Source organism: Mesorhizobium sp. Cs1299R1N1, from assembly GCF_037179655.1.
Lineage (GTDB): Bacteria > Pseudomonadota > Alphaproteobacteria > Rhizobiales > Rhizobiaceae > Mesorhizobium > Mesorhizobium salmacidum.
The window spans coordinates 112,956-127,780 of record NZ_JAPYKR010000016.1 but is presented as its reverse complement, the minus strand read 5'-3'; the positions used below and the strand labels follow the sequence as shown (position 1 = coordinate 127,780).

Annotated in this window: 14 protein-coding genes; 10 read left to right on the top strand and 4 right to left on the bottom strand. The window is 62.8% G+C overall.

The window, feature by feature from the left end:
• The first annotated feature begins 2 nt into the window (after positions 1-2).
• Genes O7A70_RS28530 through O7A70_RS28515 form a run of 4 tightly spaced genes read left to right on the top strand, consistent with a single transcriptional unit; the run spans position 3 to position 5,340 of the window.
• Positions 3-1,166 carry an isovaleryl-CoA dehydrogenase gene (locus O7A70_RS28530; protein WP_337143331.1) on the top strand — a complete coding sequence of 388 codons (1,164 nt, stop codon included), beginning with the start codon at positions 3-5 and terminating at the stop codon, positions 1,164-1,166.
• A gap of 1 nt (position 1,167) precedes the next feature.
• Positions 1,168-2,775: a carboxyl transferase domain-containing protein gene (locus O7A70_RS28525; protein ID WP_337143330.1), complete on the top strand. Its 1,608-nt coding sequence runs from the start codon at positions 1,168-1,170 to the stop codon at positions 2,773-2,775.
• Complete coding sequence (locus O7A70_RS28520) at positions 2,775-3,305, top strand: O-acetyl-ADP-ribose deacetylase (RefSeq protein ID WP_337143329.1); 531 nt, start codon at positions 2,775-2,777, stop codon at positions 3,303-3,305. The genes O7A70_RS28525 and O7A70_RS28520 overlap by 1 nt, the downstream gene beginning before the upstream one ends.
• A gap of 52 nt (positions 3,306-3,357) precedes the next feature.
• Complete coding sequence (locus O7A70_RS28515) at positions 3,358-5,340, top strand: acetyl/propionyl/methylcrotonyl-CoA carboxylase subunit alpha (RefSeq protein ID WP_337143328.1); 1,983 nt, start codon at positions 3,358-3,360, stop codon at positions 5,338-5,340.
• 76 nt (positions 5,341-5,416) lie between these two features.
• Here the strand turns inward: O7A70_RS28515 and O7A70_RS28510 are convergent, their stop codons facing one another.
• Positions 5,417-6,538, bottom strand: a complete 1,122-nt coding sequence (locus O7A70_RS28510; protein WP_337143327.1) for a branched-chain amino acid ABC transporter substrate-binding protein — start codon at positions 6,536-6,538, stop codon at positions 5,417-5,419.
• Positions 6,539-6,972: 434 nt separating this feature from the next.
• Positions 6,973-7,239, bottom strand: coding sequence for a sel1 repeat family protein (locus O7A70_RS28505; protein WP_010915070.1), 267 nt, complete (start codon positions 7,237-7,239; stop codon positions 6,973-6,975).
• Between the two features lie 437 nt (positions 7,240-7,676).
• Between O7A70_RS28505 and O7A70_RS28500 the strand changes: the two genes are divergently transcribed.
• From O7A70_RS28500 to O7A70_RS28480, 5 genes are all read left to right on the top strand, one after another.
• A complete protein-coding gene (locus O7A70_RS28500) occupies positions 7,677-8,018 on the top strand; it encodes a DUF2147 domain-containing protein (protein WP_027143911.1) in 342 nt (113 codons plus the stop codon).
• Between the two features lie 212 nt (positions 8,019-8,230).
• The gene (locus O7A70_RS28495; RefSeq protein ID WP_181169782.1) at positions 8,231-8,386 is read left to right on the top strand and encodes a hypothetical protein; all 156 of its coding nucleotides are present in this window, start codon (positions 8,231-8,233) and stop codon (positions 8,384-8,386) included.
• Between the two features lie 41 nt (positions 8,387-8,427).
• On the top strand, positions 8,428-8,622 hold the full coding sequence (locus tag O7A70_RS28490; protein WP_337143326.1) for a hypothetical protein: 195 nt from the start codon (positions 8,428-8,430) through the stop codon (positions 8,620-8,622).
• A gap of 118 nt (positions 8,623-8,740) precedes the next feature.
• Positions 8,741-10,201 (top strand): AMP nucleosidase, encoded by a 1,461-nt coding sequence (locus O7A70_RS28485; protein WP_337143325.1) that lies wholly within the window; start codon positions 8,741-8,743, stop codon positions 10,199-10,201.
• A gap of 124 nt (positions 10,202-10,325) precedes the next feature.
• Positions 10,326-11,360, top strand: a complete 1,035-nt coding sequence (locus tag O7A70_RS28480) for an endonuclease/exonuclease/phosphatase family protein (RefSeq protein ID WP_442921223.1) — start codon at positions 10,326-10,328, stop codon at positions 11,358-11,360.
• Between the two features lie 184 nt (positions 11,361-11,544).
• On the opposite strand, the gene O7A70_RS28475 is transcribed toward O7A70_RS28480, so the two are convergent.
• Entirely contained in the window at positions 11,545-12,141 is a 597-nt protein-coding gene (locus O7A70_RS28475) for a DUF922 domain-containing protein (RefSeq protein ID WP_337143324.1), read from the bottom strand.
• Positions 12,142-12,245: 104 nt separating this feature from the next.
• On the bottom strand, positions 12,246-13,925 hold the full coding sequence (locus O7A70_RS28470) for an electron transfer flavoprotein-ubiquinone oxidoreductase (protein WP_337143323.1): 1,680 nt from the start codon (positions 13,923-13,925) through the stop codon (positions 12,246-12,248).
• Between the two features lie 220 nt (positions 13,926-14,145).
• Between O7A70_RS28470 and O7A70_RS28465 the strand changes: the two genes are divergently transcribed.
• A complete protein-coding gene (locus O7A70_RS28465; protein WP_337143322.1) occupies positions 14,146-14,790 on the top strand; it encodes a hypothetical protein in 645 nt (214 codons plus the stop codon).
• Positions 14,791-14,825 lie beyond the last annotated feature (35 nt).

The window sequence follows — 14,825 nt, the reverse complement described above, 5'->3', positions numbered from 1 at the left end:
GCATGTACACGAACACGCTCAGCTTCGGGCATGACGAGGACGTCGAGGCCTTGCGCGACCTGGTCCGGCGCTTCGCGCAGGACAGGATCGCGCCGATCGCCGCCGACATCGACCGGGAGAACGAATTCCCGGCGCATCTGTGGCGAGAACTCGGCGCGCTCGGCCTGCTCGGCATAACCGCCGATCCCGATTTCGGCGGCAGCGGCATGGGCTATCTCGCCCATGTGATCGCGGTCGAGGAAATTTCGCGGGCCTCGGCATCGGTCGGCCTCTCCTATGGCGCCCACTCCAATCTCTGCGTCAACCAGATCAACCGCTGGGCAACGCCGGCACAGAAGGAAAAATACCTGCCGCCGCTGTGTTCGGGCGAGCATGTCGGCGCGCTCGCCATGTCGGAGCCCGGCGCCGGCTCCGACGTGGTGTCGCTCAAACTGCGCGCCGAAAAGCGCAATGACGGTTATGTGCTCAACGGCACCAAGATGTGGATCACCAACGGCCCGGACGCCGAAACGCTGGTTGTCTACGCCAAGACCGACCCGGAAAGGGAATCGCGCGGCATCACCGCCTTCATCGTCGAAAAGGCGATGCCGGGATTTTCGGTGGCGCAGAAACTCGACAAGCTCGGCATGCGGGGATCCAACACCGGCGAACTGGTTTTCTCGGATGTCGAGGTGCCGTTCGACAATGTGCTGCACGAGGAAGGACGCGGCGTCGAGGTGCTGATGTCTGGCCTCGACTATGAACGCACCGTGCTTGCCGGCGGCCCGATCGGCTTGATGGCGGCGTGCCTCGACGTGGCGATCCCCTATGTTCACGAGCGCAAGCAGTTCGGGCAGCCGATTGGGGAATTCCAACTGGTGCAAGGCAAGCTTGCCGACATGTATACGGCGCTGAATGCCGCGCGCGCCTACGTCTATGCCGTCGCCGCCGCTTGCGACCGTGGCGAGACCACCCGCAAGGATGCCGCCGGCTGTGTGCTGTTTGCCGCCGAGAGAGCGACGCAGATGGCGCTCGACGCCATTCAACTGCTTGGCGGCAACGGCTATATCAACGACTATCCGACCGGCCGGCTTTTGCGCGACGCCAAGCTGTACGAGATCGGCGCCGGCACCAGCGAAATCCGCCGCTGGCTGATCGGCCGCGAGATCATGGCGGAGGGGGTGTAGCGTGGCTGTCCTCCAGACCCAGATTTCGCCCTCCTCCGAAACCTTCCGCGCCAATGCCGAGCGCATGCGGGCGCTGGTTGCCGACATCGCTGAAAAGGCCGCGGCCGTCGAGCGCGGCGGCTCGGACGAGGCGCGCGAGCGCCATGTCGGTCGTGGCAAGCTGCTGCCGCGCGAACGCCTGGCGCAATTGCTCGACACCGGCTCGCCCTTCCTCGAGATCGGCCAATTCGCGGCGTGGTCCATGTATGGCGAGGAGATTTCGTCGGCCGGCCTGATCGCCGGCATCGGCCGTGTCGAGGGCACCGAGGTGATGGTCGTCGTCAACGACGCCACGGTGAAGGGCGGCACCTATTATCCGCTGACTGTGAAAAAGCACCTGCGCGCGCAGGAGATCGCGCTGCAGAACAACCTGCCTTGCGTCTATCTGGTCGACAGCGGCGGCGCCAATCTGCCCAACCAGGACGAGGTCTTTCCCGACCGCGAGCATTTCGGCCGCATCTTCTACAACCAGGCCAACATGTCGGCGGCCGGCATCCCGCAGATCGCCTGCGTCATGGGTTCCTGCACGGCTGGCGGCGCCTATGTGCCGGCGATGTCGGATGAGACGATCATGGTGCGCAACCAGGCGACCATCTTCCTCGGCGGACCGCCGCTGGTGAAGGCGGCCACCGGCGAGGACGTCAGCGCCGAAGAGTTGGGTGGCGCGGATGTGCACACCAGGCTTTCCGGTGTCGCCGATCACTATGCGCTGGACGACGAACACGCGCTCGCCATTTGCCGGCGCATCATCAAGAACCTGAATCGGAACAAGGCTGTAAGCCTGAACTTACATAAAGCTCATCCGCCGCTTCATCCGGCAGATGAGCTCTACGGCATCGTCCCGACCGATCTGCGCCAGCCCTATGACGTGCGCGAAGTGATCGCGCGCGTTGTCGACGGCTCCGAATTCGATGAGTTCAAGCAGAACTACGGCACGACGCTGATCACCGGCTTTGCCCATCTCCACGGCATGCCGGTGGGCATCATCGCCAACAATGGCGTGCTGTTTTCCGAGAGCGCGCTGAAAGGCGCGCACTTCATCGAATTGTGCTGCCAGCGCAAGATCCCGCTGGTTTTCCTGCAGAACATCACCGGCTTCATGGTCGGCAGGAAATACGAGGCCGGCGGCATCGCCAAGGACGGCGCCAAGCTGGTGATGGCGGTGGCAACCGCCAGGGTGCCCAAGGTGACCGTCATCATCGGCGGTTCGTTCGGGGCCGGCAATTACGGCATGTGCGGCCGCGCCTACTCACCTCGCTTCCTGTGGATGTGGCCCAACGCCCGCATCTCGGTGATGGGCGGCGAGCAGGCGGCAACCGTACTCGCCATGGTCAAGCGTGAAGGCATCGAGCGCAAGGGCGGGGAATGGAGCGCCGAGGAGGAGGCGAAATTCAAGAAGCCGATCCTGATGAAATACGAGCATGAAGGCCATCCGCTCTATTCCTCGGCAAGGCTCTGGGATGACGGCATCATCGATCCGGCCAGGACACGCGAGGTGCTGGCGCTCAGCCTGTCGGCCGCGCTCAACGCCGAGATCGAGGAGACACGCTTCGGCGTGTTCAGGATGTGATGATCGCCATGGGCGACCGGATCAGCGTTCACACCGGCGACATCACCAAGCTGGCGGTCGATGCCATCGTTAATGCTGCCAACTCCTCGCTGCTCGGTGGCGGCGGGGTCGATGGAGCCATTCACCGCGCCGCTGGGCCGGAGCTCGAATTCGAATGTCGCATGCTCAATGGCTGCAAGACCGGCGATGCCAAGATCACCAAGGGTTATAAACTGCCGGCTCGACACATCATCCATACTGTCGGGCCCGTCTGGCAGGGCGGCGGCAAGGGCGAAGCCGAATTGCTGGCCTCCTGTTACCGGCGTTCGCTTGAACTAGCAGTCGCCAATGACTGCCGCTCGGTGGCATTCCCGGCCATTTCGACCGGTGTGTACCGCTATCCGAAAGATGAAGCGACCAAAGTCGCCGCTACTGAGGTCAATGACTTCATCAAGCAGAACGCACTTCCCGAAACCGTTGTTTTCTGCTGCTTCGACGAAGCCATGGCGGAACTATACCGACGTATCCTTGCAACATTGGGTGAAGAATGAATTTCAGGCGCCTGCCGGAATGGCGCCGCCCGACCCTAATCCGGGAGGCTCCATGTTCACGAAAATCCTGATCGCCAATCGGGGCGAGATCGCTTGCCGTGTCATCCGCACAGCGCGCAAGCTCGGCGTGCACACCGTCGCAGTCTATTCGGATGCCGATGCGAGATCCCTGCATGTCGAGATGGCCGACGAGGCGGTCCATATCGGCCCCTCGCCCGTCGGCGAGAGTTATCTGCGCGGTGACAGGATCGTTGCGGCGGCTCTTGCAACGGGCGCGCAGGCCATCCATCCCGGTTACGGATTCCTGTCGGAAAACCCCGATTTCGTCGACCATGTGGTGACTGCCGGCCTCATTTTCATCGGCCCGTCGGCGGCCTCGATCCGCGCCATGGGGCTGAAGGACGCCGCCAAGCGGCTGATGGAGAAGGCCGGCGTTCCGGTCGTTCCGGGTTATCATGGCGAGGCGCAGGAAATCGTGCTGCTGGCCTCAAAGGCCCGCGAGATCGGCTATCCCGTGCTGATCAAGGCGCGTGCCGGCGGCGGCGGCAAGGGCATGCGGCGCGTCGAGCATCCCGATGACTTTTCCGAGGCGCTGTCCAGCGCCCGGCGCGAGGCCAAGGCCGCCTTCGGCGACGACCGTGTGCTGGTCGAAAAATATGTCGACAAGCCACGGCATATCGAAGTGCAGGTGTTCGGCGACAATTTCGGCGACGCGGTGCATCTCTACGAACGCGACTGCTCGGCGCAACGCCGCCACCAGAAGGTGATCGAGGAGGCCCCCGCCCCCGGCATGACGCCGGCTTTGCGCAAGGCGATGACGGAAGCGGCGGTGAAGGCGGCCAAGGCGATCAATTATTCCGGCGCCGGCACCATCGAGTTCATCGTCGACGCCTCGCAAGGCCTCAAGGCCGACCGCTTCTGGTTCATGGAAATGAACACCCGCCTGCAGGTCGAGCATCCGGTCACCGAGATGGTCACCGGCACCGATCTGGTCGAGTGGCAGTTGCGGGTCGCCAGCGGCGAAAAACTGCCGAAGACACAAAGCGAGATCGCGCTTTCCGGTCATGCTTTCGAGGCGCGCATCTATGCCGAGGACGCGGCCAAGGGCTTTCTGCCGGCGACGGGCACGCTGCACCACCTGAAATTCCCGGGCGTTGCCCCAGAAGGAGCCGCGATGCGCATTGAAACCGGCGTTCGGGCTGGCGATGCCATCTCGCCCTATTACGACCCCATGATCGCGAAGCTGGTCGTCCATGCCGGGGACAGACAGGCGGCGCTGGAAGCGCTCCGCACAGCCCTCGCGCAAACCGAGATTGCCGGCTCCACCGTCAACACCGCTTTTCTTGCCGCTCTTGCGGCCGATCCGGATTTTGCAGCCGGCGACGTCGATACCGGCCTGATCGGCCGACACCAGGAAGCGCTGACGGCGGTCGCGCCGCCGACCGGCGAAATCATCTCGGCCGCCGTCCTGGCGGCCTCGGGTGCCGGAGCATTGCCGTCGTCGGACGACCCGTGGTCGTCGCTTGCCGGCTATGCGCATTTCCACGGCGTGGCGCGGCGCATGCGGCTGAAGTTCGGCGACGAGCAAATTCAGGCAAAGGTTTCAATGCGGCCGGACGGACGCTTTCAGGTGGTCCTCGATGCGCCTTACGACAGCACCAATTCGCATGATCTTCGCGCCGTTCCCCGCCTCGCCCGCTGGCCCGCCCACATCACGGTGTTCGAAGGCGCTGTCGGATATGCTTTCACCGTGCCGGATCCCCTGGCCAGAAGCGATGAAGCAGCTGCCGCCTCCGGCAGCCTGCGCGCGCCGATGCCGGGTCTCGTCAAGCTTGTGCGCGTGGCGAAAGGCGACGCTGTGATCAAGGGGCAAATTCTGCTGATCCTCGAAGCGATGAAGATGGAGCACACCATAGCCGCCCCGCATGATGGCGTGATCGCCGAGATCGCCGGGGAAGGGGCGCAGGTCACTGACGGGACGGTGCTGGTGCGGTTCGTCGAGGAACAGAGCGCGTCGAACTCAGCCACCAGTTGATAGCCGGAGCGCATCGAGGGCCGCAAACAGAAATGGCCGGGACGAATCCGGCCATTTCCTTAGGCTATCAGTGCGATTACTGCGCGATCGGCGCGTACTTGCCGTCGTGCCACTGGTTGATGTCGTAGCTGGCATTCTTGAGGTCGCCCTTCTCGTCGAAGGTGACGTCACCGACAACGGTGCTGATCGGCGTGCCGTTCTTCAACGCTTCGGCAACCTTGGCCGGATCGTCGCTGCCGGCACGCTTGATGCCTTCGGCGAAAGCCTGGACCACGGCGTAGGAGAACAGCGTGAAGCCTTCCGGCACGAAGCCGCCGGCCTTGATCTTCTCGACGGCCGCCTTGGCTTCCGGCTTTGCTTGCGGATCCGACGGGAACACGAACATGGTGCCCTCGCCGGCCGGGCCGGCAACCTGCCAGAACTCCGGCGAGGCGATCGAATCCGGCATGATCAGCTGGAACTTCAGGTTTTGCTCCGCCGACTGACGCAGGATCAGGCCGGCCTCAGGATGGTAGCCGCCGAAATAAACGACATCGGCCTTGAGATCCTTCAGCTTGGTGACAAGCGCCGAATAGTCCTTCTCGCCGGGGTTGATGGCGTCATAGTAGACTTCCTTGAGGCCACCAGTATTCATGGTTGCCCTGACGGCGTCAGCCACGCCCTGACCGTAGGCGCTCTTGTCGTGCAGGATGACGACTTTCTTGCCGGCATACTTCTTGGCGATCCAGGGGCCGATGAAGGCGCCCTGCGCGTCGTCACGCGTATAGAGACGCATGATCGTCGGCCAGCCGGCCTTGGCCGCGGCATCGGTCAGCACCGGGTTCGAGGACGCCGGGCTCATCATCAGCGCACCGGCTTCTGCGTAGACCGCCGAGGCCGGGATGCTCGAACCCGAGCAGGCATGACCGTCGATGAACTTGACGCCGTTGGCAACGATGCGGTTGGCGACCGACACGGCCTGCTTTGGATCGCACTGGTCGTCCTCGATGTCGAGCTTTATCATCGAGCCGTTGACGCCGCCGGCGGCGTTGATGGCATCGGCGGCGGCCTGTGCGCCCTGCTTGAACTGATCGCCGATGGTCGCGAGCTGTCCGGTCATCGGGCCGACCACCGAGACGGTGATATCATCGGCAAATGCAACCGGCACGCTCATCATCAGGCCGAAAATGGCCGCGCTCAAAATACTCATTCTTTTCATGACAATAGAACTCCTCCACTCACGCGCGGCCGCCCCGGCCGCGCTTCTTCCAGAGAGGCGGGACAATTTCATCCTTCATCGGACCTGTCTAGGCGCATTGGCGCCACTCGATTGGGCCTGCCTGGCCTCATCCACGCAAAAAAGCCACGCCAGCCTTGTTCCGGCTGGTCGTGGCCTTTTTTTGCCTGTCAGGCCGTTTCCCCGGCGCCCCCGCGCTGTGAACCCAACCCACCTTCCCTGTCTTCCTGTTGGCCATGATCTTGCCGAAGCCCCGATTCCACTTTCGGGATCATGGTTCGTCGCGCGGCTTGGACCTGTCGGCCTGCCGCATTCTTTTTGTTGTTGGCCTGTGGCCTGGCTGTCTGCGCAGCCTATCCCTGTTGGCCCGACCGTCTTTCAGCGGTCTTGGCCGGAGCGTTCCCGTCTGGCGGAACTCAGTGCATGGTCATCCATTCGCGGGCTTCGCGCAGCGCCTTGGCGATCTCGACCTTCGACATGGCCGCCGAGAGTTCCGAGCGCAGCTCGGCGGCGCGGGCCGAACCCTTGATGGCGGCGATGTTGAACCATTTGTGCGCGGCAACGACGTCGGTCTCGCAATCGCGGCCGGTCGCATACATCATGCCCAGTTCGAAAAGAATGTCGGCCTGGGCAGTTGCCCCCATGGCGCCGAAGCCTGCTTCAAGCATTTCAAAACGTGCCATTTTAGTCCCCTGTCTGGCTCCCGAGAGCTGCCTCCGTTTGTCTGTCCGGGCCGCTCTTTCGATGCTTTCGAGAATGCCGCGCAGGCTTGAATCCGTCGTTAAATGGCGTGCTTAATTTGAGGAAAACAAAGCTAAAACAAGAGGTAAACACAGAAATTCGTTAAGGATACGGAGCCAGCAATTCGGCTGGTTTTCGCCAAATTTGACGAAAATTTTCAGGGCTGCAATCAACACTCCGCTAACCACGGGAAACAAACGCGGCGAGCCGATCGTTTTCATTTCCGCGCCGACAGAGCGAATTCAGGCGCTTTCAAAATGCCAAGGTCTTCCGTTGCGGCACCGCTTTTGTTTTGACGGAAGCTGGATTAGCTTACGTTTGCGTAAGCGGCAGACCGGCGAGGCGGAGCATCCGGCCGGCTATCCAAAGGGAGGAAGACATGTTTCGAAAAGTGAGCCTGGCCCTGGCGGCCACTTTGATCCTGAGCGGCGCGGCGTGGGCCGATCCGATCGAGGGCAACTGGAAAACGCAGGCAGGCGACACAGCGGCCATTTCAGGCGGCGGTTCCTTTTCCATCACGCTCAAGTCCGGCAAATATGCCGGCAAGACCATCGGCTCTCTCAAGGCGGCCGGCGACAACAAATATACCGGCAACATCACCGACCCGGCAAACGACAAGACCTATTCGGGCAAGGCGACATTATCGGGCGCCTCGCTCAAGATGAGCGGCTGCGTGCTCGGCGGACTGATCTGCAAGAGCCAGACCTGGCACAAGCTCTGATCGACCATTTCCCAGTGATCTCAAAACGGGGCCCGGCGGGCCCCGTTTTCGTTTTGCCGATGCGCTGACTGTGGGACCCGATGGCCGTCCGGGCCGGCGGCAACCCAGCCAAAGTCCCGTCAATCAATTTGAACCGAAGATGAACGCCGGCATCAGAGCCGGTTCAGCGGCGTCAGGGCATTCTCATGCGTGTTGAAGGAGACACGGACCCAATGCTTGCTCGCCGTTTCACCATCGTCTGCCTGCTGATGAGCCTGTTTGGGATGTTCTTCGCCATCCTCGTCGCTGAAGCGGGCCGTTCCCCCCGCTCCTGGGACGAAGCCACCAGGCTCTGCCATCTCGCCTGCCCGACCAACCTTCGCCACTGAAACCAAATAGCCCGGACCTCGAAAAGAAAAGCACAGACATCATGAACCGCATCGCCGCCAACACTCTCAAGATCCTCCGGCTCCTGCCGCGGGCGGCGCTTATCCTGATCGTTCTGGCCGCCCCGGTCCTGGCGGTGCCGATGATGCGCGCCGATGCCGGCTCGACGATCGAGGCGCCGGCGCTCAGAAAGTCTGGCGTCGGGTTCGTTCTGCTGGTCAGCCTGCAGCGGGGTTGAAGAAAAAAGGGGCGCTTTGGGCGCCTTCGGCGGCGACACCCCTCCCAACCGGCCGCCCAAGTCTCTATATTGGGCCATGGAAAAGCGAATCTATCCCCAAGCCATCGAATCTGTCGTCATGCCCGAGCCTTTTGGCCGGCAGAGCTTCGACAACGCCGAAAAGGCCGTTGCCGCGCTTCAGGTGCTCTACGACCGCAACACCAAGTTCCTGCGCGATTCTTTCGCGGCCCTTGCCGCCGGCGGCGACAGCAGCAAGCGCTACCGGGCCTTCTACCCCGAGATTGGCGTCACCACGAGTTCGTTCACCCAGGTCGACTCTCGCCAGGCCTATGGCCACATGCCGACGCCCGGTCATTTCGCTACCACGGTTACCCAGCCGGACCTGTTCGAGACCTACCTCATCGAGCAGCTTCGGCTGATCATGCGCAATCACGGCGTGTCGGTGACCGTCTCGGAATCGACCACGCCGATCCCGCTGCATTTCGCTTTCCTGGAAGGCACCTATGTCGACGGCGCTGATGCCGAACGTATCAAGCGGCCGATCCGCGACCTGTTCGACGTGCCGGATCTCGACGGCACCGACGATCAGATCGCCAACGGTACGTTCGAGGTCGCCTTCGGCGAGCCCCGGCCGCTGGCGCCGTTCACGGCGCAGCGCATCGATTATTCACTGCACCGCATGACGCACTACACTGCAACGAGCCCGCAGCATTTCCAGAATTTCGTGCTGTTCACCAACTATCAGTTCTATATCGACGAGTTCGTCGCCCGCGCCCGCGACCTGATGGAAAACGGTGGTGAAGGCTACACGGAATTTGTGGAACCTGGCAACGTTATCACCCGGTCCGGGCAGATCGCTCCCAGTGAAGGCGTAGCGCCACAGCGCCTGCCGCAGATGCCGGCCTACCATCTGAAGAAGCCGAACCATGGTGGCATCACCATGGTCAATATCGGCGTGGGTCCTTCCAACGCCAAGACCATCACCGACCATATCGCGGTGCTTCGGCCACATGCCTGGGTGATGCTTGGTCACTGCGCCGGGCTGCGCAACACCCAGGCGCTGGGCGATTATGTGCTCGCGCATGCCTATGTGCGCGAAGACCACGTGCTGGACGACGATCTGCCGGTGTGGGTGCCGATCCCGCCGTTGGCCGAGATCCAGGTTGCGCTACAGGAAGCAGTAGCCGAGGTCACCGGCCTGTCGGGCTATGATCTGAAGCGCATCATGCGCACGGGCACCGTCGCCACCATCGACAACCGCAACTGGGAACTGCGCGACCAGCGCGGACCGGTGCAGCGCCTGTCGCAGTCGCGCGCTATCGCCCTCGATATGGAATCGGCGACGATCGCCGCCAATGGCTTCCGCTTCCGCGTCCCCTACGGCACGCTGCTGTGCGTTTCCGACAAGCCGCTGCATGGCGAGTTGAAATTGCCTGGCATGGCGACAGAGTTCTACAAACGCCAGGTGGCGCAACACCTGACCATCGGCATCAGGGCGATGGAAAAGCTGGCCGAGATGCCGATGGAGCGGCTGCATTCGCGCAAGCTCCGGAGCTTTTCGGAGACAGCATTCCAGTAGGCGGTCGCGCGAAGCGTCGGCGAGGCAATTCGTCATCTTGCTCAGGCCGCAATTTGACCGATAAGCAAATCGAACTGTTCGACAGGCGGCATTCAGCGGACACGACCTCGCAGACAAGACCTCAATGACAACAGGCGCGCGCTTGAACATGATGGCTGGGGTGGCATTCCTGGCGATGACGGCATTGTCGGCCGCTTTGTTGGCCGGGTTTTTCGGCGCGTTGCACCCCGCTTTCGATTCCTTCTCGCATTTTCGCATTTACCTCAGCGTGCTGATGGCGCTTTTGGCGCTGCCGCTGCTTGCAAGTTCCTACCGGCTGCAGGCGGCCGCGGCACTGCTCTTCGCGGTCGCCTGCCTGGCCACGACGGCAAGCGCATTGCCCAGGCCGTGGCCGCAGCCAGCGGTTGCCAAGCCCGCCGACCAGATCGTCTACAGCCTGCTGCAGATGAACCTTCGCTTCAACAATCCAACGCCGAAGAAAGTGCTCTCACTGATCGGCCGCACCAATCCTGACGTGATCACGCTCGACGAGGTCTCGGCGATGTGGACGACGGAGCTTGGCTACATCGCCAGCGCCTATCCCTACCGGATCCTCTGCCCTTACCCGAACCGCATGTTCGGCGTGGCGCTGCTGTCGCGCCGGCCGTTCGTCGCCGACACCGCGCCGCGTTGCGAGCCGCGCGGCGCGATGGCGACCGCCACCATCGACTTTGGCGGGAGCGATGTCGATGTCGCCGCGATCCATTTGACCTGGCCCTGGCCGAAGGAGCAATACTGGCAGATCGGCGACCTGGCGCAGCCACTGGCCGCGCTCGGCGAGACAGCGATCCTGGCCGGGGATTGCAACGCCGTGCCTTGGAGTGCCGCAGTGCGGCGGGTCGCGGCTCTCGGCGGGCTGACACTCATGCCTTCAGCCGGCCCGACCTGGATTCACCGGACACTGCCCGATTTCCTGCGCCGCTATGCAGGCCTGCCGATCGACCAGGTGTTCAGCAAGGGCGGGCTGACCATCCTGTCTTCGACGCGGCTGGAGGATACCGGCTCCGACCATCTGCCGGTGCTGGTCGAGTTCTCCGTCCGCACGGGCGACAAGCAACCCCATGACGAGCACAAGAGCGCGCTCGCGGCACGCGATCTCCAAGGCAAGCCGCGCGGCTGATGCTTCGCCGTCCCAGGACGGGGCACCATCGCGAATGCGCTAGCGCGGTTCAGTGTTTGTTAGAATCACCGAACCGCTCTAACTCTTTGTTTCGACGCAATTCCCAAGGGAAAGCGCTGCGCGCGTTTCCCGGGAAAACCGCTACGCACCTTTCTTGTATTTGCTCTAGACGCCAATGACGCCTTCAAGGCTTGGTCAGCGCGTCGACCAGGTGCTCGACATGGCCGCCATCACGATGCTCGCGCGCATCGAACGCATTCTGCCTGGCTTCGTATTCGGCATAGATGGCGTTGATGCGCCGCCTGGCTTCAATGTGCGTGCCCGCACAGAACCAGTTGTCGGGGCGCTTCAGCCCGACAAGCGCGGTCTCGGTGGCCCGCATCATCCGCGCCGCGATGCGGCCGTGCGTATGCTCATGCTTGCGGACGCCGGCCATGAACCGGTCCCAGCGCTTGCGCAGGCCTGGATCTGTTGGCGAGAGCCGCCGTGGGAAAGTGTAGGTCACGTCGAGCGTCCCGTTGGCCTGGCGCAGGCGACAGGTCCCATCCTGGCGGGCGACATCGAGATCCCAGTGCGTGGTGTAGCCGGTTTCGGCGATGGCGCGCGCCATATAGCCGTGCTTGGGCCCCAATCGGTCCATCGCCTCGACAAGGGCGGCGCCGGTCCTGCCGGCAACGTCATAGCTGCGGATATGCACGGTGAGATTTGTGTCGGCCGAAGCAGCCGATGCGCAGACCAGCATGCCGGCCGCGGCGATCATAGTCAGGGTCCTCGGGCGCATGTCCGCCTCCTCTCCGGAAGCCATGAGACCATACTCCGAGCGCCGCTTCAACGGGCTTGGTTGAAGCGGCCGCCCCTGCGGCGACAGACGAGGTCCGCCGCCGCTCACATACCCTGGTAGACCGGTCCTTCACCGCCCTGCGGCGGCACCCAGTCGATGTTCTGGTTCGGGTCCTTGATGTCGCAGGTCTTGCAGTGGACGCAGTTCTGCGCGTTGATGACGAAGCGCACGTCCTTGGCCTGCGGATCAGCGGCGGCGTTGCCATCCTTGTCGACCCACTCATAGACGCCCGCGGGGCAATAGCGCGTGGAAGGTCCGGCAAAGACATCGTGCTCGGAGCGTTGCTGCAGCGCCATGTCGCCGACAATGAGGTGCACCGGCTCGTTTTCCTCGTGATTGGTGTTGGACAGGAACACCGAGGAGAGGCGGTCGAAGGTGAGCACGCCGTCCGGCTTCGGATAAGCGATCTTCTTGTGCTGGGCGGCAGGCTCGAGCGTGGCATAGTCGGCCTTGCCATGCTTTAGCGTACCGAAGGGCGAGACGCCGAACAGGGTGTTCAGCCACATATCGAGGCCGCCGAGGCTGACGCCTATGACGGTGCCGAAGCGCGACCATAGCGGCTTGACGTTGCGCACCTTCTTCAGATCCTTGCCGATGTCGGTCGCGCGCCAGGCTTCTTCGTAGGCGGAAAGCTCGTCATTGGCACGGCCGGCGCCGATCGCCTCGGCGACATGATCGGCCGCCAGCATGCCGGACAGCACGGCATTGTGCGAACCCTTGATGCGCGGCACATTGACGAAGCCCGCCGCGCATCCCATCAGCGCGCCGCCCGGGAACGACAATTTCGGCACCGACTGCCAACCACCCTCCGTTATGGCGCGCGCACCGTAGCCCAGGCGCTTGGCGCCCTCGAACGTGCCTGCGATCGCCGGATGGGTCTTGAAGCGCTGGAATTCCTCGAAGGGCGACAGATAAGGATTTTTGTAATTGAGGTGGAGGACGAAGCCGACAGCCACCTGGTTGTCCTCCAGATGATAGAGGAACGAACCGCCGCCGGTCTTCATGTCGAGCGGCCAGCCGAAGGAATGCTGCACCAGACCGGGCCGATGGTTCTCCGGCTTGACCTGCCAGAGTTCCTTGAGGCCGATGCCGTATTTGCCCGGCTCGCGGCCATCGGAGAGTTTGTATCTGGCGATCAACTGCTTGGCGAGCGAACCGCGCGCGCCCTCGCCGATCAGCACGTACTTGCCCATCAGCGCCATGCCCGGCGCGAAGCCCGGACCATGCGTGCCGTCCTTCTCGACGCCCATGTCTCCGGTAACGACGCCGGTGACGGCACCTTCTTCATTGTAGAGCAGGCCGGTCGCGGCAAAGCCCGGATAGATCTCGACGCCAAGCGTTTCGGCCTTGCCGGCCAGCCAACGGCAGACGTTCCCCAGCGAGACGATATAGTTGCCGTGGTTGTTCATCAGCGGCGGCATGAGAATGTTGGGCAGGCGGAACGAGCCGGCGGGGCCGAGCACAAGGAAATGGTCCGCCGTGACCGGCGTCTTGAAGGGATGACCATCCTCCTCGCGCCAGCCGGGCAACAGCCGGTCGATGCCGATCGGATCGACGACGGCACCCGATAGGATATGGGCGCCGACCTCGCCGCCCTTTTCCAGCACGACGACCGAGAGCTCGGGATTGACCTGCTTGAGGCGGATGGCCGCGGCAAGGCCGGCCGGTCCGGCACCGACGATGACCACGTCGAATTCCATGCTTTCGCGTTCGATATCGCTCATCAACCCCTCCGCACTGGCTTGCCGCCGTTGGCGTATCTTGCTGGCTCCTGCGCTGCATAGCGCATCAATTGGCGACAGGAAACCGGCGCATACGTGACAATGCGGATTTGGCCAAAAAGTCGCGCATTCCGCGGCAGGCAAGCCGCTTCCGCGCGGCGCGACCCGCCAAACTTGCGTTTTTTATTGTTCGACGGCTTGCTTATCGGCCATACTTCCCGCCATGCGCATTCCCGGGCCAGGCGGCTTCTCTTCGACGCGCTTTCCATCAACGCCCGGCCGGGCCTGCCGGGCGATTACTTTGGCCCTTCTGGCTTTGGCGCCGGGTCATGCCTTCGCCGATGAAGTGAAGGTCTGGTCGACAGGCGCGTACTCATTCTCCGACGAGCTTGGTGGTTTCCGCATCACCGGGGCCTCCGGCATCGGAACCAAGGACGATCCGCTTGTCATCACCGAAGAACTGCATTCGGCGACACCCGTGACGCTGACCATCCGCACCACAAAGCCGATCCAGACATTCGGCAAGGCGGGTGAGTTCGCCAACGGCATCATGTATATGCGCATAGACGTGCTCAACAACAGCGGCCAGGGCTGGATTGAATTCCAGTTCGAGCTGCAGGAAATGCTGGACCAGCCAAGCGTGTTCGGAGACGGGCTTTCGTTCGACCAGCGCAACAAGACACCTGACAATATCTGGTCGAGCAATTTCGCCGATTTCGATCGCGAGTTCGAACCCTATGATCGGCTGCTGTTCAAAAACGGCAAGGTCGATCCGCTGAAGACCGCCCGCTTCGAATTCCTGATGACCGACTACACGCCGCGTTGGACCTTCTATCTCGTGCAGGATCCACGCATACCCACCGGCTAGACCGCGACGTCTCCTTGGCAGCGCGATTGGCTGCC

Excerpts from the sequence above, each read along its gene's own strand:
- O7A70_RS28480 (WP_442921223.1), top strand. The coding sequence starts at position 10,326 with ATGACAACAGGCGCGCGCTTGAACATGATGGCTGGGGTGGCATTCCTG.
- O7A70_RS28490 (WP_337143326.1), top strand. The coding sequence starts at position 8,428 with ATGAACCGCATCGCCGCCAACACTCTCAAGATCCTCCGGCTCCTGCCG.
- O7A70_RS28485 (WP_337143325.1), top strand. The coding sequence starts at position 8,741 with ATGCCCGAGCCTTTTGGCCGGCAGAGCTTCGACAACGCCGAAAAGGCC.
- O7A70_RS28495 (WP_181169782.1), top strand. The coding sequence starts at position 8,231 with ATGCTTGCTCGCCGTTTCACCATCGTCTGCCTGCTGATGAGCCTGTTT.
- O7A70_RS28510 (WP_337143327.1), bottom strand. The coding sequence starts at position 6,538 with ATGAAAAGAATGAGTATTTTGAGCGCGGCCATTTTCGGCCTGATGATG.
- O7A70_RS28530 (WP_337143331.1), top strand. The coding sequence starts at position 3 with ATGTACACGAACACGCTCAGCTTCGGGCATGACGAGGACGTCGAGGCC.
- O7A70_RS28505 (WP_010915070.1), bottom strand. The coding sequence starts at position 7,239 with ATGGCACGTTTTGAAATGCTTGAAGCAGGCTTCGGCGCCATGGGGGCA.
- O7A70_RS28515 (WP_337143328.1), top strand. The coding sequence starts at position 3,358 with ATGTTCACGAAAATCCTGATCGCCAATCGGGGCGAGATCGCTTGCCGT.
- O7A70_RS28465 (WP_337143322.1), top strand. The coding sequence starts at position 14,146 with ATGCGCATTCCCGGGCCAGGCGGCTTCTCTTCGACGCGCTTTCCATCA.
- O7A70_RS28475 (WP_337143324.1), bottom strand. The coding sequence starts at position 12,141 with ATGCGCCCGAGGACCCTGACTATGATCGCCGCGGCCGGCATGCTGGTC.
- O7A70_RS28520 (WP_337143329.1), top strand. The coding sequence starts at position 2,775 with ATGATCGCCATGGGCGACCGGATCAGCGTTCACACCGGCGACATCACC.
- O7A70_RS28470 (WP_337143323.1), bottom strand. The coding sequence starts at position 13,925 with ATGAGCGATATCGAACGCGAAAGCATGGAATTCGACGTGGTCATCGTC.
- O7A70_RS28500 (WP_027143911.1), top strand. The coding sequence starts at position 7,677 with ATGTTTCGAAAAGTGAGCCTGGCCCTGGCGGCCACTTTGATCCTGAGC.